The organism is uncultured Salinisphaera sp. (assembly GCF_964012375.1).
Classification (GTDB): domain Bacteria; phylum Pseudomonadota; class Gammaproteobacteria; order Nevskiales; family Salinisphaeraceae; genus Salinisphaera.
Map to the genome: position 1 here is coordinate 1 of NZ_CAXGSH010000043.1, position 21,603 is coordinate 21,603.

Below are 21,603 nucleotides of genomic sequence, written 5' to 3' on the forward strand. Positions count from 1 at the left end.
AACGCCAGCAGCTCGCCGAGCAACGCATCCAGGTCGATTTCGCCCCGCTCGCCGCTCGCCTCGGTCGACCCAGCCACCACCAGCACGAATTCACCGCGACGGCGGTTGTCGTCCGCGGCGAGCCAGTCGCCGAGCGCCCCGGCTTCGAGCACCACACTCTGTTCGTGCAGCTTGCTGAGTTCGCGGCACAGGCCGATCCGCCGCCCGGCGCCGAGCACATCGCCCATATCACGCACGCAGCGTTCGATGCGATGACTCGACTCATAGAAGATGAGCGTACGGTTTTCCTCGGCCAGCTCTGCCAGACGGCTGCGGCGGGCGGTGGCCTTGGACGGCAGAAAGCCCTCGAACACGAAGCGGTCGCTAGGCAGGCCGGCAACCGAAAGCGCGGCGATCGCCGCGCAGGCCCCCGGCACCGCAAGTACCGGATACCCCGCCGCACGCACCGCGCCGACCAGCGCATAGCCCGGGTCGCTGACCAGGGGCGTGCCGGCATCGCTGATCAAAGCCACCGAATCGCCGGCCGCCAGTCGATTGACGATGGTATCGATGCGCGCGCCTTCGTTGTGCTCGTGCAACGACATCATGGGCGTATCGATGCCCAGGTGGCGGGTCAGGCGCGCGCTGTGACGGGTATCTTCGGCGGCGATCAATGCCACCTCGGCGAGCGTGCGCCGAGCTCGATCGCTGAAATCGCCGAGGTTGCCGATGGGCGTGGCCACAATCCAGAGTGCGGCCGTGGTCGATTGCATAGTCGTTTCACGACGTCGTAGGGATGGCGCTGATATTATGCAGGCCATACCGGCGCGCTTGGGGGATACGGCGCGCAAACCTGGGAGTTGCAAATATTATGACCGTCTCTAAAAAGCTATCGCTGGGCCCGATCGCCGTCCTGCTTATTGCACTGATGCTGGCCGGCTGCGCCGAGCAATTACGACAGGCCCAGGGCCAGTTCGGCAACGCCCAGGCCGGCACGCCCGAGGAGGCGGTCGCACAAGGCGATTACGCCCGTGCTGCCGAACTTTATGCCCAGGCTTCGGCCAGCACCTCGGACCGTGATCGGTCACGACAGCTGCGCTTCGAAGCCGGGTTGGCCGCCGCCCAGGCCGGCGACGCCCAGATGGCCAAGCAGATCCTGTCGAGCTTCCCGCCCAGCACGCTCAACGACCTGGAACGGGCCCGCTACGAATTGGCGCGCCGCGAAGTGAATCTCGTGGGCACACCGCCGGCGGCAGCGCTCGAACAGCTGCCCCCGCCGGGCAGCGGCACGCCGCCCCAGGTGGCCGAACGGGTCTGGGAAAAACGCGCCCAGCTGCATTTCGAACAGAACAACCTGATCGCCGGGATCGGCGCGCTCGTGCAGCGCGGCGTATGGCTGGTCGACGACCGCATGCTGCGCGGCAACGACGACAACATCTATTCCAAGGCGCTGGATGCCATCACCCGAGGCCAGGGCCCGCAAAGCCAGGCCGCCCAGGATGCCGATCAGACCACGATGGGCTGGCTGGCGCTTGCGGAGATCGGCCAGCGCCGCTGGAACAGCCGCAACGAACGCGACCAGGCGCTGGCGGCCTGGGAAGAACGTTATCCGCAGCATCCGGCCACCCGGAGCATACTCGATCAGCGCTTTGACTATCGCGCCCGCACCACCCCGGTCGAGCGCAGCCGCCCCGGCCAGCGCTTCGGGCAGGCTCCGCGCCCGCAAAACGATAGCGTGGCCCTGGCGTTGCCCATGACGGGCAACTTTTCGAGCGCGGCCAAGGCCATTCGCGACGGCTTCATGTTTGCCTACGAAAACGACAGCAGCAAGCCGGCCCGCCCGCAGGTCTACGACACCAGCGCCATGAGCGCGAGTGAATTGCTGCAGCAGGCGCAGAGCGACCGGGTGGGCATTCTGGTGGGCCCGCTCGACAAACCGAAGGTCGCGGAGCTGGCACGCCTGGACAGCCAGATCCCGACCGTCGGTCTCAATTACACCGATACGCCTGACAGCCGCCCCGGCTTTTATCAGTTCGCCCTCGCGCCCGAGGACGAAGCCCGCGAGGTCGCACGCCAGGCCGCTGCCAAGGGCCGCACGCGCGCGCTGGCCCTGGTGCCCAGCGGCGACTGGGGCATGCGCGTGTTCAACGCGTTTCGCAGCGAGCTGGAAAAACGCGGCGGCCAGGTCGTCGACCAGGCAACCTATGAACCCAGCGAGCCGGATCACCGCGACCCGATTCAGCGTCTGCTACAGAGTTATCGCCGCGGCGGCGCCGACTATATCTTCGTAGCGGCCCAACCCGCCCAGGCACGCCTGATCCGCAGCCAGCTTCGCTATTACCGGGCACGCAATCTGGCCATGCTGACCACCTCGCATGCCTATACCGGCAGCCCCGATCCGGGCGAGGATATCGACCTCAACGGCGTCGAGTTCGTCGACATGCCCTGGGTGGTCGGCGCCGGCGATTTTCTCGACTCGCGCCGCGCCGAAGCGATTCAACGCTATGGCACGACCGCCGAGCACTACGAGCGTCTGTTCGCCATGGGCATGGACGCATGGAAGCTTGCCGATCGTATCGCCGAGCGTGGCCTACGCCCGGACGATCTGTTCGAAGGCATGACCGGCGTGCTCAAGGTCAACCCCGATGGCACCATCCGGCGCTATCTGGCCTGGGCGGTATTCCGCGACGGCGAGCCGGAGCTGGTGGAAATGCCGTCGATCAGCGACGCCAAGAACGACGACGCCGGGTCGTCGACCGCCCGCGATCCTTGGGCCCGCTAATACGATCGGGGCGCGCGCCGGCGGTCCGGCGGCGCATGGCGCCCGGCCGCCGGGACGCGGCCAGGGCATGCGAGCACCCTGGCGGCGCCCCGCGCTAGGTTTGCGCATGCGTCGAAGCACGCTTGCAACCGGGCACGACGCAGAAGATGTGGTGGATCGCGCCGCGCGCAAGCGCGGCTGGAAGCGTATCGAGCGCAATTACAACGTCCGCGGCGGTGAGCTGGACCTGGTCTACGATGCCCGCGGCACTCTGGTAATTGTCGAGGTTCGCTATCGCACGCGCAGCGACTACGGCAGCGCTGCGGCCACGGTCACACGCAGCAAGCAGCAGCGCATCGTACGGGCCGCCCGTCATTTTCTGGTGCAATATCCGCGCTATGCGCAGGCCACGATTCGTTTCGATGTGGTCGGCGTAAATGCCCACAACGAACTCGACTGGATAGAGAACGCTTTCTATGCCGAATGAAGCCGATACCCGCCTGCAGCTGATCGGGCAGCTTTTCGCCGACAATGCACAGGCCAATATGGCCACCCTGGCTGCCAACGACCGGCAAATCGTCGCCGCCGCCGATCTGCTGATCGATTGCCTGGATCGCGGCCACAAGATCCTGTCCTGCGGCAACGGCGGCTCCGCCGGCGACGCACAGCATTTTTCCTCGGAGTTGATCAACCGCTTCGAGCGCGAGCGGCGCGCCTTGCCCGCCGTCGCGTTAACCACGGAAAGCTCCACGCTGACCGCGATCGCCAACGACTATGCCTACGAGCGGCTGTTCGCGCGTCAGATCGAAGCCCTGGGCCAACCCGGCGACGTCCTGCTGGCGATCAGTACCAGCGGCAATTCCGCCAACGTCTGTGAAGCCGTGGATAGCGCCCACGCGCAGGGGCTGAACGTGCTCGCTCTGACCGGCAAGGAAGGCGGCCGCATGGCTGCGCTTCTCCAGGAACAGGACGTCGAGCTAAGAGCGGCATCGAACAGCACCGCGCGCATCCAGGAGATGCACCTGCTGTTCATCCACTGCCTGTGCCGCCTGATCGAGGATCACTTGCTCGACTGAGCGCCTGCGGCCGGGCTGCCGCAGCGGGCTTGCCCTATTTAACCACCTTGAGATGCGGGTGCTTGCTCTTGGTGTCGCTGCCCTCATCTTGCGTATCGGCGTCCGTGCCACTGCCCGGCCCATCGTCGGGTGGCGTGGGCGCGGCTTCCACCTCTCCGAAGAGCATGCCCTCGCCGTTTTCGCGTGCATACAACGCGAGCACCGCGCCGGGCGGCAGGCTCACGTTATAGCTTTGCCCGGAAAAACGCGCCGAGAAACTGATCAGCTCATTTTCCAACGCCAGCCCGCGCACCGCGCCGGGGCTGATGTTGACCGTGATCTTGCCATCCTCGGTCACGAATTGACGCGGCACATCGACGCCATCGGCGTCGGCAGCAACCAGCAGATGGGGCGTCAGATCGTTATCGAGCACCCAGTCGTAAAGGGCGCGAATCAGGTACGGCCGGCGGGACGTCAGTTCGGCCATGAGCACAACCTCAAATCAGTAGCAAAGCGAATGATCTGCGTCCAACGGTGGGGCAGATCGCGCGTATAAACAAGTCGTGGGAATACGGGTACCGACAGCGCGGGCGAGCGCCCGCAGCGAAAATCGGTCGCTCAGCGCTTGGGCGGCAGCTGACCCATTTCGGCCTCGATGGCCGACAGGCTTTCGGCAAAGGCCGGGCGCGCAAACAGGCGCTGTGCGTAGCTGCCAAGCGTTTTCGCATGCCGCGGCGGCAGCTTGACGCCGTAGTGCTCGAGACGCCATAGAATCGGCGCGAGCGTGCAGTCCACCAGCGAAAACTCCTCGCCGATATACTCACGCGGCGAAAAATCCGCGGCCAGCGTGGTCAGCAGCTCGGTCATGCGTTCGCGCGCCTTGCGGGCCACGGCAGGCGTACCATCGAGATCCTCACACAGCCCGTAAAGATCCGCCTCCATGCGAAAGATGGCCAGGCGATACTGGGCTCGCAGCACCGGATCCACCGGCATGAGCGGCGGGTGCGGATAACGCTCGTCGATATACTCCAGGATGATGCGCGGGTCGTAGACCACGAGATCACGATCGACCAGGGTGGGCACCGTGTTATAGGGGTTGAGCTCGAGAAGATCCTCGCTTTCCTCGTCTTCTCGAAGCTCGACCACCGTATAACTGGCCACGCCCTTTTCGGCCATGATCAGTCGCACCCGGTGGCTGTGTACACAGCCCGGGCGCGAATAGAGCGTAATCGTAGCGCTACGACTGGCCATGAATCAGCTTTCGAAGCGACGTGACTTAATGCACATCGCGCCAGAATTCCCGCTTGAGCATATAGGCCAGCGCCGTGAACAGCAGCAGGAACACGATCACCTTGAAGCCGAGCGAATAGCGCACCAGCTTGGCCGGCTCGCCCACGTAGACGAGAAAGTTGGTCAGGTCGCCCACGGCCTGCTTGTACTCCGCCGGGTTGAGCTGGCCTTCCTGGATAAGCTCGAACTCGGGCGCGCCGTGGCCGGAACCGTGCGAACCCTCTTCTTCGTCGCCTTCGCTGTGCTTGAGCGCCTGATAACCCTGCAGCGGCGCAAGGACGGCGGGCATCGCCGTATTACTCATCACCACGTTGTTCACGCCGGTCGGGCGCGAGTCGTCGCGATAAAAGCTCAGCAGGAAGCTATAGACCCAGTCCGCGCCGCGCTCACGCGCGGTCAGCGACAGATCCGGCGGCGCCTTGCCGAACCATTCGGCCGCGCTCTCGGCATCCATCGTGCCCTGGATGGTGTCGTGGATCTTGCCGCGGGTCATCATGAGATTGTTCTCCATGACGTCCTCGGGAATCTCCAGATCTTCTGCAATCCGCTGATAGCGCATGTATTGCAGCGAGTGGCAGCCGGAGCAGTAGTTCATGAACATCTTGGCGCCACGCTGAAGCGAAGCCTGGTTGCCAAGATTGGTGTCATGGTGAAAAGGCACCGATTCACCACCGGCCGCCAATGCGGCCAGCGGCATCATCAGAAACAGCGCAATGAGGAACCGACGCATCATCCCGTCACCCTTTCCGGAACCGGCTTGGTCCTGTCGATCGCGCTATAGAACGGCATCAACAGGAAGAAGGCGAAATAGATCGCAGTACAAATCTGCGCGATGGTTGTCAGCAACGGGCTCGGCGCCTGGGTGCCGATATAGCCGAGGGTGATGAAAGCCACCACGAAAATCGCGAGCATTGCTTTGAAGATCAGCCCTTTGTAGCGAATCGACTTGACCTTGCTTCGATCCAGCCACGGCAACACGAACAGAATCAGTACCGCGCCAAACATGGCGATCACGCCCAGCAGCTTGGCAGGCACGCCCAGCACTTCGAAGTTAATCGCACGCAGGATCGCGTAGAACGGCGTGAAGTACCATACCGGCGCAATGTGCTCGGGTGTGACCGACGGATTCGCTTCGGTGAAGTTCGGCGGCTCGAGGAAAAACCCGCCGAACTCCGGCGCGAAGAAGATCACGCCGCAGAACAGGATCAGGAACACGCCCACGCCGAACAGATCCTTCACCGTGTAATAAGGGTGGAAAGGAATACCGTCGGCCGGGTGGCCGTCGGCGTTCTTGTTGGCCTTGATCTCGATACCGTCGGGGTTGTTCGAGCCCACGTGATGCAGCGCCATGATGTGCGCGATCACCAGACCGACCAGCACGAACGGCAGCGCCACGACGTGCAACGCAAAGAAGCGATTGAGCGTGGCATCGCCAATGACGAAGTCACCGCGAATCCAGGTCGTGAGCTGCTCGCCGATCACCGGGATAGCCGAGAACAGCGAGATGATCACCTGCGCACCCCAGTAGGACATATTGCCCCACGGCAGCACGTAGCCCATGAAGGCCTCGGCCATCAACGCCAGGAAGATCAGGCAGCCGAAGATCCACAGCAGCTCGCGCGGCTTGCGGTACGAGCCGTACAGCAGAGCGCGGAACATGTGCAGATAGACCACGATAAAGAAGAACGATGCACCCGTGGAATGCATGTAGCGAATCAGCCAGCCCCATTCCACGTCGCGCATGATGTAGGCGACAGAGCCGAACGCCTCGGCAGCGGACGGCTTGTAGAACATCGCGAGCCAGATACCGGTGAGCAGCTGGTTGGCCAGCACCAGCATGGCCAGCGAGCCAAAGTAGTACCAGACGTTGAAGTTCTTCGGGGCGTAGTACTGGCCGATGTGTTCGTTCCACAGCTGGGTCGCCGGGAACCGGGCATCGACCCAGTTCATGAACTTGCTTGCCATTTTACGCAGCCTCCTCGCCGCCCTGGTTCGGATCCTCGCCTACCACTATAAGGCTGTCGCTCTCATAGCGATGCGGCGGCACCACCATATTCAGCGGCGCAGGCACGCCCGAATAGACCCGGCCTGCGATATCGAACTTGGAGCCATGGCAGGGGCAAAAGAAGCCGCTATAGGACAACTGGCCGCCATCGGCTTCCGGTCGATACTTGGGCGAGCAGCCCAGATGCGTGCAAATACCCACCATCACCAGCACCGCCGGCTCGATCGAGCGGTGTTTGTTGCGGCAGTATTCCGGCTGCTGGTCGGCCTTGGATTCGGGATCGGACAGCTGGGGTGCGACCTCGTCCAGGGTTTCGAGCATGTCCGGCGTGCGGCGCACGACCCAGACGGGTTTGCCTCGCCAGGTCACGCTCACGAGCGCGCCCTCTTCCAACGCAGCGATGTTGACTTCCACCGGAGCGCCAGCCGCCCTGGCGCGCGCACTCGGCAGCCAGGACTTGACGAACGGTGTGGCCACAAAGGCCGCGCCCACGCCACCGACGGCTGCGGTGGCGGTGGTCAAAAATCGGCGCTTGCCGACGTCGACCCCCTCTTTGCTCATGCGTAAAACCTCTTCGAGCAGGGCAGAAATGCCGGTTCGATTTTTCTAATGGGTGCGTGATCCGCGGCGTGACAGGACGCCGCAATGGAGTCGAAAAAGTATAGCACAGCGCGGCGCAATCAAAGCTGACTCAGCCCTGGCCTTCGTCGCCGCGTACGCGCGCAGACGCCGCATGGGCATACAGCCCCTCGCCCACGGCAAGCTCGGCGGCGACCGGCGCCAGCGCGGCTGCGCCGCGCGGACTGGCCTGGATGATGGACAGGCGCTTCTGGAAATCGTAGACCCCAAGCGCCGACGAAAACCGCGCCGTGCGCCCGGTGGGCAGCACGTGGTTGGGCCCGGCACAGTAGTCGCCAAAGGCTTCGGGGGTGCGATGTCCCATGAAGATCGCGCCGGCGTGCTCGATCGAATCCAGCAGCGCCTCCGGATCGGCGACGGCGAGCTCCAGATGTTCGGGGGCTATCCGATTGGACAAGGCCATGGCTTCGGCCATGTCGGCGACCGCGACCAGCGCGCCGTGGTTGGCGAGCGAAGCACGGATGATCTCGTGCCGCGGCTGGTCTTCGATCAGATGTTCGACAGCGGCTTCGACAGCGGTAAGAAAATCCCGGTCCGGACTGATCAACAGCGCCCGCGAATCCTCGCCGTGCTCGGCCTGGGCGAACAGATCCAGCGCTGCCCATTCCGGATCGCCGCTGCCATCAGCAACGATCAGTACTTCGGACGGCCCGGCGACCGATTCGATGCCCACCCGGCCAAATACCTGGCGTTTGGCTTCGGCCACATAGGCGTTGCCCGGGCCGACGATCTTGTCGACACAGGGCACGCTGTGCGTGCCGTAGGCCAGCGCGGCGACGGCCTGCGCGCCGCCGATAGTGAAAAAGCGATCCACCCCGGCGAGCGCAGCCGCGGCCAGCACCCAGTCGTTGACTTCACCGCCCGGCGCGGGCGACACCATGATGATCTGCGACACGCCGGCCACCCGGGCCGGCAGCGCGTTCATCAGCACGCTCGACGGATAGGCGGCCTTGCCGCCCGGCGCATACACACCGGCCCGCTCGATCGGGCGCACCAGCTGCCCCAGGCGGTTGCCGTATTCGTCCTCGTAGGACTGGGCCGTAATCTTCTGCGATTCGGCATAGCGCTGGATACGATCGGCCGCGGTTTCCAGCGCGGCACGCGGCTGCGCGGGCATTGCGTCGAGCGCAGCACTCAGTCGCGCCGGGGCGATTTCCAGGGCGGCCATATCGGTCGCCGGATGCCGATCCAGCTCGCGCGTGTACGCCACCACCGCTTCGTCGCCGCGTTCGCGCACGTCGGCAATAATGGCCGCCACCCGGCTATCGATCTCGGCCTGGGCCGGCGTATCGTGATCGATGAGCGCTTCGAAGCGTGCCTCGAAGTCCTGGCTCGCACTGTCGAGACGCTGCATCACGCCGGGCCTCCGGCATTCGGGTCGAACAGATCGATCAACTCACCGATTTCGGCATGCTTCATCTTCTGTGCGGCCTTGTTGACGACCAGCCGCGCGCTGATGTCCTCGATCACCTCGAACGGCTCCAGGCCGTTGGCACGCAGCGTGTTGCCGGTATCGACCAGATCCACGATCACGTCCGCCAGGCCGACCAGCGGCGCCAGCTCCATCGAGCCGTAGAGCTTGATGATCTCGACCTGCCGGCCGAGCCGCGAAAAATAGGCACGGGTGGTTTCGACATACTTGGTCGCCACCCGCAGCGGGCGATGCCCGGCTGCCTCCATCGCCCCGGGCAGCCCGGCGGTCATGAGCTTGCAGCGGGCGATGCCCAGATCCAGCGGTTCGTACAGATCCGCGCCGCCGTGTTCAATCAGCACGTCCTTGCCGGAAATGCCGATATCGGCAGCGCCGTAAGCCACGAACGTGGGCACGTCCGAGGCCCGGATCACCAGCAGACGCAGACCCGGCCGATTGGTTTCAAAGACCAGCTTGCGCGACTTGTCGGGGTCGACTTCCGGCTCGATGCCGGCCGCAGCCAGCAAGGGCAGCGTGGCTTCCAGAATGCGCCCTTTCGACAGGGCAAGCGTAACCTGACGGCTCATGCCCCCACCTCGCGCGCGGTGACCGGCGCCCGGTCGGGCAGGCGCTGGATATGGCCGCCGAGCTGCGCCATCTTCTCCTCGATGCATTCATAACCGCGATCGATATGATAAATCCGGCGTACGTCGGTCGAGCCGTCGGCCACCAGCCCGGCGATGACCAGCGACGCGGAGGCTCGCAGATCGGTGGCCATCACCGGCGCGCCGGTCAGGCGCTCGATACCGGTCACGATGACGGTATTGCCTTCCTGGCGGATCTGCGCGCCCATGCGCTGCAGTTCGGATACGTGCATGAAGCGGTTTTCGAACACGGTTTCGGTCACCGTCCCCACACCGCTGGACAGCGCGTTGAGCACACAGAACTGGGCCTGCATATCGGTCGGAAAGCCCGGATACGGGGCGGTGCGCAGATTCACGGCCTTGGCCTGCTTGCCGCGCATATCGACCTCGATCCAGTCGTTGCCGGTCGCGACATGCGCGCCGGCTTCGGCCAGCTTGTCGGTGATCGCATCGACCAGGCTCGGATCGGTATGGGTCACCTTCACGCGACCGCGGCTGGCCGCGCCGGCCACCAGAAAGGTGCCGGTTTCGATACGATCGGGCAGCACGCGATGACGGGCGCCGTGCAGCTTGTCCTTGCCGCGAATGGTAATCGTGGACGTGCCCGCGCCTTCGATTTCCGCACCCATGGCGATCAGACACTTGGCCAGGTCCACGACTTCCGGCTCGCGGGCCGCGTTTTCGAGGATAGTGACGCCGTCGGCCAGCGTGGCTGCCATCATCAGGTTCTCGGTGCCGGTGACGGTGACCGTATCCATGGCGATACGTGCGCCCTTGAGTCGCGATGCCTTGGCTTTCACGTAGCCGGCTTCGACCCGGATCTCGGCGCCCATGGCTTCCAGACCGCGCAGATGGATATCCACCGGGCGTGCCCCGATCGCACAGCCGCCCGGCAGCGACACCTCGGCCTCGCCGTGGCGGGCCAGCAGCGGGCCGAGCACGAGAATCGAGGCGCGCATGGTCTTGACCAGATCGTAGGGCGCAACGCAGCGGGTGATCGTCGACGCATCAGCCTCGACCACCATGTAGTCGCCGATGGTGACCGACACGCCCATATGCGCCAGCAGCACATTGGTAGTGGTCACATCTTCCAGATGCGGCACGTTCTCCACCAGCAGCGGCTCGTCGATGAGCAGCGCCGCGGTCATGATCGGCAAGGTGGCGTTCTTCGCCCCGGACGCACGCACGCTGCCGTTCAACGGCGGCCCACCCTCGATACGCAGTAGATCCATCGCGCGAAACCCTAAAAGGTACTAAGTGATCAGGATACGGACGCGAACTCGTCGGGCGTCCAGGTTTTCATCGTCAGTGCATGAATTTCGTTACCCATGAGCTCACCCAGCGCGGCATAGACCATCATCTGGCGCTTGACCGGCGGCTTGCCCTCGAAATCCTCGCTGACGATACGACCGGCGAAATGCACGCCGTCGTCGCTCACGATCTTCACGTCGGCGTCCGGCAGGGCGGCAAGAATGAGTTCGCGTACGGCTTCCGGGCTATACATGATTCGGCGTCTTTGGAAATCGGGCGCGAAATGCTAGCACGAGCGAAGTCGTCACGGCCCGGTTCGCGGCTCAGCCTCGAATCTTGTAACCCTTGGCCAGCATGACCACACAAATCGTCGACACAAAGGCAAAGAAGGCTGCCGCGACCGCCACACTGCGCAACGGGTCGCTGTCGCCAACGCCGAAAAAGCCCTGGCGAAAACCGTCGATCATGTAGAAGAACGGATTGAAGTGCGACGCCTTCTGCCAGAACTCGGGCAGCGAATGAATCGAGTAGAACACGCCGGACAGAAACGACAGCGGCATGATGAAGAAATTCTGAAACGCGGCCAGATGATCGAACTTGTTCGCCAGAATGCCCGCGATCAGCCCCATCACCGCCAGCGTACCGCCGCCGAATACCAGCATCGTCGCCACCAGCAGCGGATTGGCGATTGGCACCGTCACGAACAGCTGTGTGACCAGATACAACACGCAGGCCACCAGCGTCGCGCGCACCAGCGATGCGCCGATATAGGCCAGGTAGATCTCGAACGCCGACAACGGCGTCATCAACAAGAACACCAGATTGCCGTTGATCTTGGACTGGGTCAGGCTCGACGAGGTATTGGCGAACGAATTCTGAATGATGCTCATCATCATCAGTCCCGGCACCAGAAACGCCGAAGCCGGTACGCCCTGGATTTCCTGGCCCTGGAGCACCTGGCCGAACACCACCATGTAGAGCAGCGCGGTGACCACCGGCGCGCCGACCGTCTGCAGGATAACGCTGTAAAAGCGCCGGACTTCCTTGGAAAAAAGCGTGAAGCAGCCCTGCCAGTTCATGCGGCGCCCTCGTCACGGTCGTTGGAGTGGTCGGTGAGCTCGACGAAAATATTCTCCAGCGACGGCTCACGCGTGCGTACATCCTGAATGCGATAGCCCGCGTCCCGGATCTGCTCCATCACATCGGCGATGAAATCCTTGCCCTGCTCGAGCTTGAGATCGAGCGTGTCGTCGTGGCGATCCTCGATGAGCCGCTCGACGCTGGCCGGCAATGCGCCGCCGTTACCCGACAGCTGCAGGGACAGAAAACGATAGGGATGGCGATCAAGCAGCGCGCGCTTGTCTTCGAGTACCGACAGCCGCCCGCGGTCGAGGATCGCGATACGATCGCACAGCTCTTCGGCCTCTTCCAGATAATGCGTGGTCAGCACGATGGTATGGCCGGCCTCGTTGAGTTCGCGGGTGAAATGCCAGAGCGTGCGCCGCAGCTCCACGTCCACGCCGGCCGTCGGCTCATCGAGAATGACCACCTGCGGCTTGTGTACCAACGCCTGGGCGATGAGCACGCGCCGCTTCATGCCACCGGAGAGCGCGCGCATCGAAACCTCTGCCTTGTCGGTCAGGTCGAGGCGCTCGAGCAGCTCGTCGATCCACGGCCAGTAGTCCTTGCAGCAGCCGAAATAGCCGGCCTGGATACGCAGCATTTCGCGCACCGGAAAGAACGGGTCGTAAACCAGCTCCTGGGGCACCACGCCGAGCGCACGGCGAGAGCGGCGAAAATCGCGGCGCACGTCGTGGCCGAGCACGGACACGCTGCCGGCCGTGGCATGGGCGAGACCGGCAATGATGCTGATCAGGGTGGATTTTCCGGCCCCGTTGGGGCCCAGTAGGCCAAAGTATTCACCCGGACGAATATCGAAGGACACCCCCTTGAGCGCATGGGTGCTCGGGTAGCGTTTTTCGACGTTCTGTATGGAGATAGCGGGTTCGGTCATCGCAGCCGCACGGGTCGAACAAAAGGGCGCGCATTATACGGGGCGCATGCAAACCTGCATACGACAACGACCGGCGATCATCGCACCATTGACCGAAAGCCTGAACGAACAACATGTTGGCGTGTCGCAGCTACGCTAGAATGAGGGTATGAACGCACAGGACATCATGAATTCGGCTCGACGCGTCATCGATATCGAAGCCGCGGCCGTGGCAGCGCTGTCGGCACGCATCGATACCCAGTTCGCAGCCGCGGCCGAAACGCTGATCGCCTGCCCGGGGCGCGTGGTGGTGACCGGCATGGGCAAATCCGGTCATATCGCGGGCAAGATCGCGGCCACGCTGGCCTCTACCGGCACGCCCGCTTTCTTCGTGCATCCGGGCGAGGCCAGCCACGGCGATCTGGGCATGATCACCGCACAGGACGTGGTCATCGCCCTGTCCTATTCCGGCGAAACCGGCGAGATCCTCACGATTCTGCCGCTGATCAAGCGCCTGGACGTGCCGCTGATCGCGATGACCGGCAATGCCGAGTCGACCCTGGCCCAGCGAGCCGACGTGCATCTGGATGTCGCCGTGGAACTCGAGGCCTGCCCGCTGGAGCTGGCGCCTACCTCGTCTACCACCGCCGCCTTGGTGATGGGCGATGCGCTGGCCATCGCGCTGCTCGAAGCGCGCCATTTCACCGCCGAGGATTTTGCCCGCTCCCATCCCGGTGGCGCGCTCGGTCGGCGACTGCTGCTGACCGTGGGCGATATCATGCACACCGGCGACGAGCTGCCGCGGGTATCGACGGACGCGCCGCTGCGCGAGGCACTGCTGGAAATGAGCGCGAAGGGGCTGGGCATGACCGGCGTCGTCGATGCCGACGGCCGCCTGGCGGGCGTATTTACCGATGGCGATCTGCGTCGCACACTGGATCAGGACATCGATATCAAACACGCCGGCATTGCCGATCACATGACCCGTTCACCGAAAACCGTGACCGCCGACATGCTTGCTGCCGAAGCCGTGCGCCTGTTGCAGGCGCATCGTATCGGCGGCGGCGCGCTGCTGGTGGTGGATGCCGACAATCGCCCCGAAGGGGCGCTCAACATGCAGGATCTCCTGCGAGCCGGAGTGATATGAAACCCGAGTTCAGCGAAATCCAGAAGCGCGCTGCCGACATTCGCGTGGCCGTGTTCGACGTCGACGGCGTGATGACCGACGGCAAGCTTTATCTCTACGACCACGGCGAAGAGATAAAGAGCATGAGCGTACGCGACGGGCTGGGCATTCAACGCCTGCAGGCAGCCGGCGTGGCCGTGGCCGCAATCAGCGGCCGTCCCTCGCCGGCGGTGGCTGCACGCCTGCATTCCCTGGGCGTCGAGTACATCTATCTCGACAGCCACGACAAGCAGCTGGACTTCGAAGCCCTGCTGGCCGAACTCGAACTCACCCCCGATCAGGCCGCGGTCATGGGCGATGATCTGCCCGACCTGGGCCTGATGCGCCAGGCTCGCCTGGCCATGGCCGTGGCCGACGCGGTTGAAGACGTCATCGAGAGCGCCCACTGGGTGAGTCGCTTCGATGGCGGTCAGGGTGCGGTTCGCGAAGCCTGCGAACTGATCATCGCCGCCCACGACGCCCGCTAGCGGCTGCCGACATGCTACGCATCGTCGCCATTCTGCTCGTGGCATCGGCCGTGCTTCTAGGTCTGCGCGTGATCAACAACGAGCGCACGTCAGGCGCCGATGATGCGCCGCGTCTGTCCACCCCGGACAACAGCGACTACTACATGAGCGATGCCGTCGTGCGCCAGATGGACGACAACGGCAGACTCGCCTATCGCATGACCGTCGGCGAAAGTCTGCACTTCGCGGACGACTCGGCTCGGCTCACGGATATTGACGTACACTACCTTGCAGGCACCAAAACCTACTGGGACGTAAGCGCCGAGCGCGGCCGCATACCCGCCGGCGAACGCGATATCTATCTCTACGACGGGGTCACGGGGCGGCATCCGCGGGTCAACGGCAACGTCGTCGAGATCGTCACCGACAACGCCTGGGTGCGCCCCGATACCGACCGTATCGACACGCAGGCCCATGTGACCGCCACCGAGCCCGGCCAACGCGTCGAAGGCGACGGCATGGAGGTCAACCTGAAAACCGACAAGCTGAGACTGCTCGAAAATGTACAAGTCACTTACACGCCGTAGGGGTCTGTCGGTCGCGCTGGTCGCGCTCGGGCTTGTGCTGGCAACCGGCGCAGCGCCTGCACAGCAACAGCCACTGCCGATTCGTATCGAATCCAACAGCGCCGATCTGTCCCAGCAGCAAGGCACAAGCACCTATACGGGCAACGTGGTGCTCACCCGCGGCGGGCTCACCCTGACCGGCCACCGGCTGGTGGTGACGCGCATCAACGACCGCGGCAACATCAAGGCCGTGCTCGACGGCAGCCCGGCCAAGTTCGACAAGCAGCCCGATCGCGAGGGCAACGACGTGGTTACCGGCAACGCCGGCCAGATCGAATACACCAACAACGATTCCACCATCGTGCTGCGCGGCGATGCGGTAGTACGCCGCGGCGGTGACGAAATCAACGGCCAGGTCATCCGCCACAACCTGGACACCGAACGCACCCAGGCCGAACGGGGCGGATCGGACAGCAAGCGCGTGCGTATCACCATTCAGCCGCAAGAGGATACGCAACCGTGAGTTCGACCGCCGGGACGGCGAACGGCCAGCGGCTGGTCGCCGAAAACCTGAGCAAGCGCTACAAGGGACGCGCCGTGGTTCAGGACGTCAGCCTGTCGCTGGCGCCGGGCGAAGTGGTGGGCCTGCTCGGGCCCAACGGCGCCGGCAAGACCACCTCGTTCTACATGATCGTGGGACTGGTCACGCCCGATACCGGGCAGATCATGCTCGGCGAACGCAGCCTGATCGGCCTGCCCATGCATGCCCGTGCGAAGCTGGGCATCGGCTATCTCCCACAGGAAGCCTCGGTCTTTCGCAAGCTGTCGGTGGCCGACAATATCCGCGCCATCCTGCAAATACGCCCTGGCCTGAACAAAGCCGATATCGACCGCGAACTCGCGTCGCTGCTCGACGAGCTGTCAATTGGCCATATCGCCGATTCCAAGGGCGTGAATCTGTCCGGCGGCGAACGCCGGCGGGTGGAAATCGCGCGCGCGCTCGCCGCCCAGCCGCAGTACATGCTGCTCGACGAACCGTTTGCCGGCATCGACCCCATTTCCATCGGCGATATCCGCAGCATCATCACGCATCTTAAAAACCGCGGCATCGGCGTGCTGATCACCGACCACAACGTGCGCGAGACGCTGTCGATCTGCGAGCGCGCCTATATCCTCAGCGACGGGGCCGTTATCGCAGACGGCCCGGGCGAAGCGATCCTGGCCGATCGCAAGGTACGGGAGGTCTACCTCGGCGAGGATTTCCGACTATGAAACAGTCGCTGAACCTCAATCTGTCGCAAAGCCTGACGATGACGCCTGCGTTGCAGCAGGCGATTCGCATGCTCCAGCTGTCCACCCTGGATCTCAAGACCGAGATTCAGGAAGCGCTGGAATCCAACGTCATGCTCGAAGCGGATGATGGTCACGACGAAATCGACACCCGCGAAGCCAGCCGCGCGGAAAGCGCTGAAAGCCAGCGCAGCGCGAGCGAGGCCGGCGCCGAGATTCCCGAGAACCTGCCCGTCGACGCCGACTGGAACGACATCTACGCCGGCAGTGCCACGCCGGCACCGGCGCCGACCAGCGATGACGAAGACTACTGGGACTATCGCCAGGCCAACCTCACCAGCACGCCCGATCTGCACGCGCATCTGAGCTGGCAGGCGGACATGCACCGCTTTACCGAAACCCAGCGCGCCATCGCCGACCACGTCATCGATGCCATCAACGAACGCGGCCTGCTCGACGACTGGCCGGAGCTAGCACCGCGCCTTGCCCGGGATTTCGATACCGATGAGGCCGCGATTGAAACCGTACTCGGCGAAATTCACCGTTTCGACCCGCCGGGCGTTGCCGCGCGCTGTCTTGCCGAATGCCTGAGCATCCAGCTTCACCAGATGCCGGCAGCAACGCCGGGCCGTCATACCGCCCTGCGCATCATCGACGAGGAACCGCTGGAATGCCTCGCCTCGCGCGATCGCGCCGCGCTGGCGAGCCGGCTGGAAATCGAAACGCAGGCGCTGGAACGGGCGATCGCGCTCATCCAGACCCTGCAGCCCCATCCGGGCGAGGCGTTTTCCGACCACGAATCCAATTACGTGGTGCCCGAAGTCTTCGTCACCCGGCAGTCCTCGCGCTGGCAGGTGTCGCTGAATGCAGAGATCGCACCGCGCCTGCGCATCAACAGCCAGTATCTGGCCTTGATCAAGCGCGCCGACAAGAGCGCCGATCAGACCACGCTCAAGTCGCATCTGCAGGAGGCGCGTTTTTTCCTCAACAGCCTGAAAAGCCGTAACGACACGCTGCTGCAGGTCGCACAAACGATTGTTGAAGCACAGCGCGCTTTTCTGGAATATGGTGAAGAAGCCATGAAACCGCTCGTGCTGCGGGATGTGGCAGAGCAGCTCGATATCCACGAATCCACCGTCTCCCGTGCCACGGCCAACAAATACATGCAGACCCCGCGGGGCATTTTCGAACTCAAGTATTTCTTTTCCAGCCACGTCTCGACGACGGATGGTGGCAGCGCCTCGGCAACGGCGATCCAGGCCATGATCAAGCGCATGGTCGCCGACGAACGCCCCGGCAAGCCGCTCTCCGACAGCAAGCTCGCCGAGCTGTTGCTGGAAAACGGTATCAAGGTCGCCCGTCGCACGGTGGCCAAGTATCGCGAAGCCCTGTCGATCGCGCCCTCGCACGAGCGCCGGCGACAGGCAAGCTGAACCGCTTCACACGCGCTTTTCCACAAGCCGACAAGGAGTACCTGATGAACCTGAACATCTCCGGGCATCACATCGACATGACCGAAGCGCTGCATAACTATGTGGCGTCCAAGATGGACCGCATAGAACGCCATTTCGATGACGTGATCGATGCGGAAGTCGTACTCGAAGTCGAAAAGGTGCGGCACAAGGCCGAAGTCACCATGCAGGTTCGCGGTGCCACTCTGCATGCCGAATGCACGCAGGACGACATGTATGCGGCGATCGACGGCATGGTCGACAAACTTGACCGGCAGACGCTCAAGCACAAGGAAAAGGAAAAGGATCACCACAATCGGCAGGCCCGCCACGCGAATCTGAACATGGATGCCGGGTGAGGTGAGCCGGGTCCGGCCAGCGGCCGCGAGCCAATGGCCGGACCACCGCACGCATTTTGTATCGCTTAAAGGAAGTTTATGAACATCGCCGATATCGTCGCTCCCGAGCGCGTACGTCTTGCCGACGACGTACAGAGTAAAAAGCGCGCGCTCGAGCAATTGGCCGAATTCCTGACCCAAGGAACCCCCTACCTCACCGCCAGCGAAATCTTCAACGGCCTGATTTCCCGAGAAAAGCTCGGCAGTACCGGTATTGGCGACGGCGTCGCGATTCCGCATGCGCGCATGAAAGGGATCGATGACTGCATTGGCGCCTTCATGCGCCTGCCCCAGCCGGTCAATTTCGAATCCAACGACGAACAGCCGGTGGATCTGGTGTTCGGTCTGCTGGTGCCGGAGAAATCCACCGAAGAACATCTCAAGCTGCTGCGCCGCCTCGCGGAGCTGTTCTCCGAAAACCAGACGCTGGCCGAGCTGCGCGATGCCAGCGACGATGAAAAGGTCTACAAGACGCTCATCGCCCGCGACACCAGCGACGCATGAACCGACCTTAGCGGTGGCACGACCCGGCGACGATCTGTTCGACGACGAATCGCTTGCGACCCGACGGGTCGCGGTAGACACCGTGTTCGCGCGCCTTAAGTCTTCTCTCGGCCTGCACTGGCCGGAGGAGATCGGCGGACAGCAAACGCTGGGCGCCACCCGTATCGACGGCCGTCGCGTACCGATGGTCGGCTATCTCAACTTCATCCACCCGCCCCAGGTTCAGGTCATCGGCGAGCCCGAGACCGCCTACCTCGACAGCATCGACGAAGCCCAGCTCGCCCACGTGCTCGAACGCGTGACGTCGGGCGCCACCAAACTGGTTGTGGTGGCCGACGGACGCACGCTCATAGCGGCCCTGCGCGACGCCTTCTCCGAGGCCGGCATTGCCGTATTCGAAACCGCCGCCAGCGGCCATCGTGCGGCCTATCGTCTGCGTCATTTCCTGGGTGAGGCCCTGGCCCGCCAGGTCACCGTGCACGGCGTGTTTCTCGAAGTGCTTTCGATCGGCCTGCTGTTGACCGGGGAGCCGGGCGTGGGCAAGAGCGAGCTGGCGCTCGAGCTGATCAATCGCGGCCATCGCCTGGTGGCCGACGATGCGCCGGAATTCGCCTTGCTGGGCCCGGACGATCTCAACGGCGGCTGCCCGCCGGTATTGCAGGATTTTCTGGAAGTGCGGGGCCTGGGCATTCTCAATATTCGCGCCATGTTCGGCGAAGCCGCGATCAAGCGCCGCAAGCAGCTGGGCCTGATCATTCGCCTGGTGCGCCCGGAGTCTGGAACCCTGGACGCGCCGGATCGACTCACCGGCACGCGTACGCAGCGCCGGATCCTGGATGTCGACATCCCCGAAATCACCCTGCCCGTTGCTGTGGGTCACAACCTGTCCGTGCTGGTTGAGGCCGCCTGTCGCGACCACCTGCTGCGTATGCAGGGCCAGTACAGCGACGAACAGTTCGCCACCCGTCAGAGCCTGGCCATGGCCGCCAGCGCGACGTCTTACGAGCCGTGACCCACCCGCCCGGGTCACCAAAGCGTCGCAAACCCACCGTAGGCTCGCAGCCGGCCGCGATGTTGGCCACAATACGGCACAACGGCTTAGCAAGCGTATTCAATCCTGAAGGTGAGTCATGCGACTGATCGTGGTGAGCGGTCTGGCGGGGTCCGGGAAGTCGGTCGCGCTGCACATGCTCGAGGACCTGGGCTACTACTGTATCGATAACCTGCCGCTGGGCCTGCTCAGCGGCGTGTCGGCGGATACGCTCAACAGCGAGGGGCTGGATTTCGACCGCCTCGCAGTGGGCATCGATTCGCGTTCGCGGCGTGGCGAAATCGCCGGCTTTCGCGATCGTATCCAGTCGTTGCGCGAGGGCGGCATCGAGATCGAGGTCATCTATCTGCATGCGGATACCGACACCATCCTGCGCCGCTATTCGGAAACCCGGCGCAAACACCCTCTTACCGACGACCAGACCTCGCTGATCGACGCGGTGCATGCCGACCGCAAGCTGCTGGCCCCTATCGCCGACAGCGCGGATGTCTCGATCGATACCAGCCATACCAATATCCACCAGCTGCGCGACATCATCCGCAACCGGGTCGAGGGCGGCGCAAGCGGCGAGATGTCGATTCTGCTGCAGTCGTTCGGCTTCAAGTACGGGCTGCCGCAGGCGGTGGATTTCGTCTTCGACGTGCGCTGCCTGCCTAATCCGCACTGGGTGCCCGAGCTACGCGCGCTCACCGGTCAGGACGCACCGGTGGCCGCGCATCTGGAAGCACAGCCGCAAACCGGGGCGATGCTCGACGATATCCACGGCTTCGTGAGTCGCTGGCTGCCCGATTTCGCGCGCGAAAACCGCGCCTATGTCACGATTGCGGTCGGCTGCACCGGCGGCAAGCATCGCTCGGTCTATATCGTTGAACAGCTGGCCCGCCGCCTGCGTGAAACCTATGCCCAGACGCTGGTAAGACACAATGAACTGCACTAGCTTTTTCGTAGCCGAGACGCGCCCGTGATCGGTGTATTGCTGATCACCCACGGCCGTCTCGGCGCGCATTTCGTGGACACCGTCACCGGCATGATTGGCGAGCTGTCGCGTCCGACCGAAGTTCTCGAGGTCCATCGCCACGACGACCCCGATGAACGCAGCGACGCCGCCCATGCCGCGCTCGCGCGGCTGGACGAAGGCGACGGCGTGCTGATCATCACCGACGCCTTTGGCTCCACGCCGAGCAACATCGCCACCCGGGCCGCGGCCCAGTACGGCGCGCGCGTGGTCGCCGGCATCAACCTGTCCATGCTGGTGCGCGTTTACAATTACCCCCAGCTTGCGCTCGACGACCTGGCCGCCTCGGCCATCGAGGCCGGGCGTGCCGGCGTTATGGCCTGCCCGTCTCAATCCGAGCGCTGATCCTTCACCCATTCGTTTTCAATCGACACGACGACCCTCGTTATGCCCACCCGTGAACTCGCCATCGTCAACAAGCTCGGCCTGCATGCGCGTGCCGCCAGCAAGTTCGTGACCGTCGCTTCCCAGTACAACGCCGACATCCGGGTAGCCAAGGACGGCCGCGAGGTTTCGGGCAAGTCGATCATGGGCGTGATGATGCTCGCCGCAGCGCGCGGCTCGCGTATCGAAGTCACCGCCGAGGGCGACGATGCCGAAGCCGCGCTGGATGCGCTCGACGAACTGGTGCGCGATCGCTTCGGCGAAGGCCAGTAGTCGTGATCGAG

At 63.8% G+C, this 21,603-nt stretch carries 27 protein-coding genes; 15 read left to right on the top strand and 12 right to left on the bottom strand.

Annotated features, from left to right (window positions below):
- The coding region (gene rsmI / locus ABNU97_RS09195; protein WP_348766437.1) for a 16S rRNA (cytidine(1402)-2'-O)-methyltransferase at nucleotides 1-752 on the bottom strand (752 nt) is incomplete at its 3' end.
- Between the two features lie 98 nt (nucleotides 753-850).
- Between rsmI and ABNU97_RS09200 the strand changes: the two genes are divergently transcribed.
- From ABNU97_RS09200 to ABNU97_RS09210, 3 genes are all read left to right on the top strand, one after another.
- The gene (locus tag ABNU97_RS09200; protein WP_348766438.1) at nucleotides 851-2,761 is read left to right on the top strand and encodes a penicillin-binding protein activator; all 1,911 of its coding nucleotides are present in this window, start codon (nucleotides 851-853) and stop codon (nucleotides 2,759-2,761) included.
- Between the two features lie 106 nt (nucleotides 2,762-2,867).
- On the top strand, nucleotides 2,868-3,227 hold the full coding sequence (locus ABNU97_RS09205) for a YraN family protein (protein WP_348766439.1): 360 nt from the start codon (nucleotides 2,868-2,870) through the stop codon (nucleotides 3,225-3,227).
- Nucleotides 3,217-3,816 (top strand): SIS domain-containing protein, encoded by a 600-nt coding sequence (locus ABNU97_RS09210; protein ID WP_348766440.1) that lies wholly within the window; start codon nucleotides 3,217-3,219, stop codon nucleotides 3,814-3,816. The genes ABNU97_RS09205 and ABNU97_RS09210 overlap by 11 nt, the downstream gene beginning before the upstream one ends.
- A gap of 34 nt (nucleotides 3,817-3,850) precedes the next feature.
- Here ABNU97_RS09210 and ABNU97_RS09215 read toward each other — a convergent pair whose 3' ends face one another.
- The 11 genes from ABNU97_RS09215 to ABNU97_RS09265 all read right to left on the bottom strand — a co-directional run bounded on the left by ABNU97_RS09215 (nucleotide 3,851) and on the right by ABNU97_RS09265 (nucleotide 13,049).
- A complete protein-coding gene (locus ABNU97_RS09215) occupies nucleotides 3,851-4,273 on the bottom strand; it encodes a ClpXP protease specificity-enhancing factor (RefSeq protein WP_348766468.1) in 423 nt (140 codons plus the stop codon).
- Nucleotides 4,274-4,413: 140 nt separating this feature from the next.
- Complete coding sequence (locus ABNU97_RS09220) at nucleotides 4,414-5,046, bottom strand: glutathione S-transferase N-terminal domain-containing protein (RefSeq protein WP_348766441.1); 633 nt, start codon at nucleotides 5,044-5,046, stop codon at nucleotides 4,414-4,416.
- 25 nt (nucleotides 5,047-5,071) lie between these two features.
- Complete coding sequence (locus ABNU97_RS09225) at nucleotides 5,072-5,818, bottom strand: cytochrome c1 (protein ID WP_348766442.1); 747 nt, start codon at nucleotides 5,816-5,818, stop codon at nucleotides 5,072-5,074.
- On the bottom strand, nucleotides 5,815-7,050 hold the full coding sequence (locus tag ABNU97_RS09230) for a cytochrome bc complex cytochrome b subunit (RefSeq protein ID WP_348766443.1): 1,236 nt from the start codon (nucleotides 7,048-7,050) through the stop codon (nucleotides 5,815-5,817). The genes ABNU97_RS09225 and ABNU97_RS09230 overlap by 4 nt, the downstream gene beginning before the upstream one ends.
- A gap of 1 nt (nucleotide 7,051) precedes the next feature.
- Complete coding sequence (gene petA / locus ABNU97_RS09235; RefSeq protein WP_348766444.1) at nucleotides 7,052-7,651, bottom strand: ubiquinol-cytochrome c reductase iron-sulfur subunit; 600 nt, start codon at nucleotides 7,649-7,651, stop codon at nucleotides 7,052-7,054.
- A 130-nt stretch (nucleotides 7,652-7,781) separates the two neighbouring features.
- Nucleotides 7,782-9,083, bottom strand: a complete 1,302-nt coding sequence (gene hisD / locus ABNU97_RS09240) for a histidinol dehydrogenase (protein ID WP_348766445.1) — start codon at nucleotides 9,081-9,083, stop codon at nucleotides 7,782-7,784.
- Nucleotides 9,083-9,727, bottom strand: coding sequence for an ATP phosphoribosyltransferase (hisG, locus tag ABNU97_RS09245; protein ID WP_348766446.1), 645 nt, complete (start codon nucleotides 9,725-9,727; stop codon nucleotides 9,083-9,085). The genes hisD and hisG overlap by 1 nt, the downstream gene beginning before the upstream one ends.
- Entirely contained in the window at nucleotides 9,724-11,016 is a 1,293-nt protein-coding gene (gene murA / locus ABNU97_RS09250) for a UDP-N-acetylglucosamine 1-carboxyvinyltransferase (protein ID WP_348766447.1), read from the bottom strand. The genes hisG and murA overlap by 4 nt, the downstream gene beginning before the upstream one ends.
- Nucleotides 11,017-11,045: 29 nt before the next feature.
- Nucleotides 11,046-11,288 carry a BolA/IbaG family iron-sulfur metabolism protein gene (locus ABNU97_RS09255; protein ID WP_348766448.1) on the bottom strand — a complete coding sequence of 81 codons (243 nt, stop codon included), beginning with the start codon at nucleotides 11,286-11,288 and terminating at the stop codon, nucleotides 11,046-11,048.
- A 70-nt stretch (nucleotides 11,289-11,358) separates the two neighbouring features.
- Nucleotides 11,359-12,114 (bottom strand): ABC transporter permease, encoded by a 756-nt coding sequence (locus tag ABNU97_RS09260; RefSeq protein WP_348766449.1) that lies wholly within the window; start codon nucleotides 12,112-12,114, stop codon nucleotides 11,359-11,361.
- Nucleotides 12,111-13,049, bottom strand: coding sequence for an ABC transporter ATP-binding protein (locus tag ABNU97_RS09265; RefSeq protein WP_348766450.1), 939 nt, complete (start codon nucleotides 13,047-13,049; stop codon nucleotides 12,111-12,113). Before ABNU97_RS09265 ends, ABNU97_RS09260 begins: the two co-directional genes overlap by 4 nt.
- Before the next feature lie 148 nt (nucleotides 13,050-13,197).
- Between ABNU97_RS09265 and ABNU97_RS09270 the strand changes: the two genes are divergently transcribed.
- From ABNU97_RS09270 to ABNU97_RS09325, 12 genes are all read left to right on the top strand, one after another.
- Entirely contained in the window at nucleotides 13,198-14,175 is a 978-nt protein-coding gene (locus ABNU97_RS09270; RefSeq protein WP_348766451.1) for a KpsF/GutQ family sugar-phosphate isomerase, read from the top strand.
- On the top strand, nucleotides 14,172-14,681 hold the full coding sequence (locus tag ABNU97_RS09275) for an HAD hydrolase family protein (protein WP_348766452.1): 510 nt from the start codon (nucleotides 14,172-14,174) through the stop codon (nucleotides 14,679-14,681). The genes ABNU97_RS09270 and ABNU97_RS09275 overlap by 4 nt, the downstream gene beginning before the upstream one ends.
- 11 nt (nucleotides 14,682-14,692) lie before the next feature.
- Nucleotides 14,693-15,247, top strand: coding sequence for an LPS export ABC transporter periplasmic protein LptC (gene lptC / locus ABNU97_RS09280; RefSeq protein ID WP_348766453.1), 555 nt, complete (start codon nucleotides 14,693-14,695; stop codon nucleotides 15,245-15,247).
- On the top strand, nucleotides 15,222-15,749 hold the full coding sequence (gene lptA / locus ABNU97_RS09285; protein ID WP_348766454.1) for a lipopolysaccharide transport periplasmic protein LptA: 528 nt from the start codon (nucleotides 15,222-15,224) through the stop codon (nucleotides 15,747-15,749). The genes lptC and lptA overlap by 26 nt, the downstream gene beginning before the upstream one ends.
- On the top strand, nucleotides 15,746-16,498 hold the full coding sequence (gene lptB, locus ABNU97_RS09290) for an LPS export ABC transporter ATP-binding protein (protein ID WP_348766455.1): 753 nt from the start codon (nucleotides 15,746-15,748) through the stop codon (nucleotides 16,496-16,498). The genes lptA and lptB overlap by 4 nt, the downstream gene beginning before the upstream one ends.
- Nucleotides 16,495-17,949 carry an RNA polymerase factor sigma-54 gene (locus ABNU97_RS09295; RefSeq protein WP_348766456.1) on the top strand — a complete coding sequence of 485 codons (1,455 nt, stop codon included), beginning with the start codon at nucleotides 16,495-16,497 and terminating at the stop codon, nucleotides 17,947-17,949. Before lptB ends, ABNU97_RS09295 begins: the two co-directional genes overlap by 4 nt.
- 44 nt (nucleotides 17,950-17,993) lie before the next feature.
- Complete coding sequence (gene raiA, locus ABNU97_RS09300) at nucleotides 17,994-18,326, top strand: ribosome-associated translation inhibitor RaiA (RefSeq protein WP_293628407.1); 333 nt, start codon at nucleotides 17,994-17,996, stop codon at nucleotides 18,324-18,326.
- Between the two features lie 78 nt (nucleotides 18,327-18,404).
- On the top strand, nucleotides 18,405-18,869 hold the full coding sequence (locus tag ABNU97_RS09305) for a PTS sugar transporter subunit IIA (RefSeq protein WP_348766457.1): 465 nt from the start codon (nucleotides 18,405-18,407) through the stop codon (nucleotides 18,867-18,869).
- A 13-nt stretch (nucleotides 18,870-18,882) separates the two neighbouring features.
- Nucleotides 18,883-19,881: an HPr(Ser) kinase/phosphatase gene (gene hprK / locus ABNU97_RS09310; RefSeq protein ID WP_348766458.1), complete on the top strand. Its 999-nt coding sequence runs from the start codon at nucleotides 18,883-18,885 to the stop codon at nucleotides 19,879-19,881.
- Nucleotides 19,882-19,999: 118 nt separating this feature from the next.
- The gene (gene rapZ / locus ABNU97_RS09315; protein WP_348766459.1) at nucleotides 20,000-20,857 is read left to right on the top strand and encodes an RNase adapter RapZ; all 858 of its coding nucleotides are present in this window, start codon (nucleotides 20,000-20,002) and stop codon (nucleotides 20,855-20,857) included.
- 24 nt (nucleotides 20,858-20,881) lie between these two features.
- A complete protein-coding gene (locus ABNU97_RS09320; RefSeq protein ID WP_348766460.1) occupies nucleotides 20,882-21,280 on the top strand; it encodes a PTS fructose transporter subunit IIA in 399 nt (132 codons plus the stop codon).
- 42 nt (nucleotides 21,281-21,322) lie between these two features.
- Nucleotides 21,323-21,592: an HPr family phosphocarrier protein gene (locus tag ABNU97_RS09325; RefSeq protein ID WP_348766461.1), complete on the top strand. Its 270-nt coding sequence runs from the start codon at nucleotides 21,323-21,325 to the stop codon at nucleotides 21,590-21,592.
- Nucleotides 21,593-21,603 lie beyond the last annotated feature (11 nt).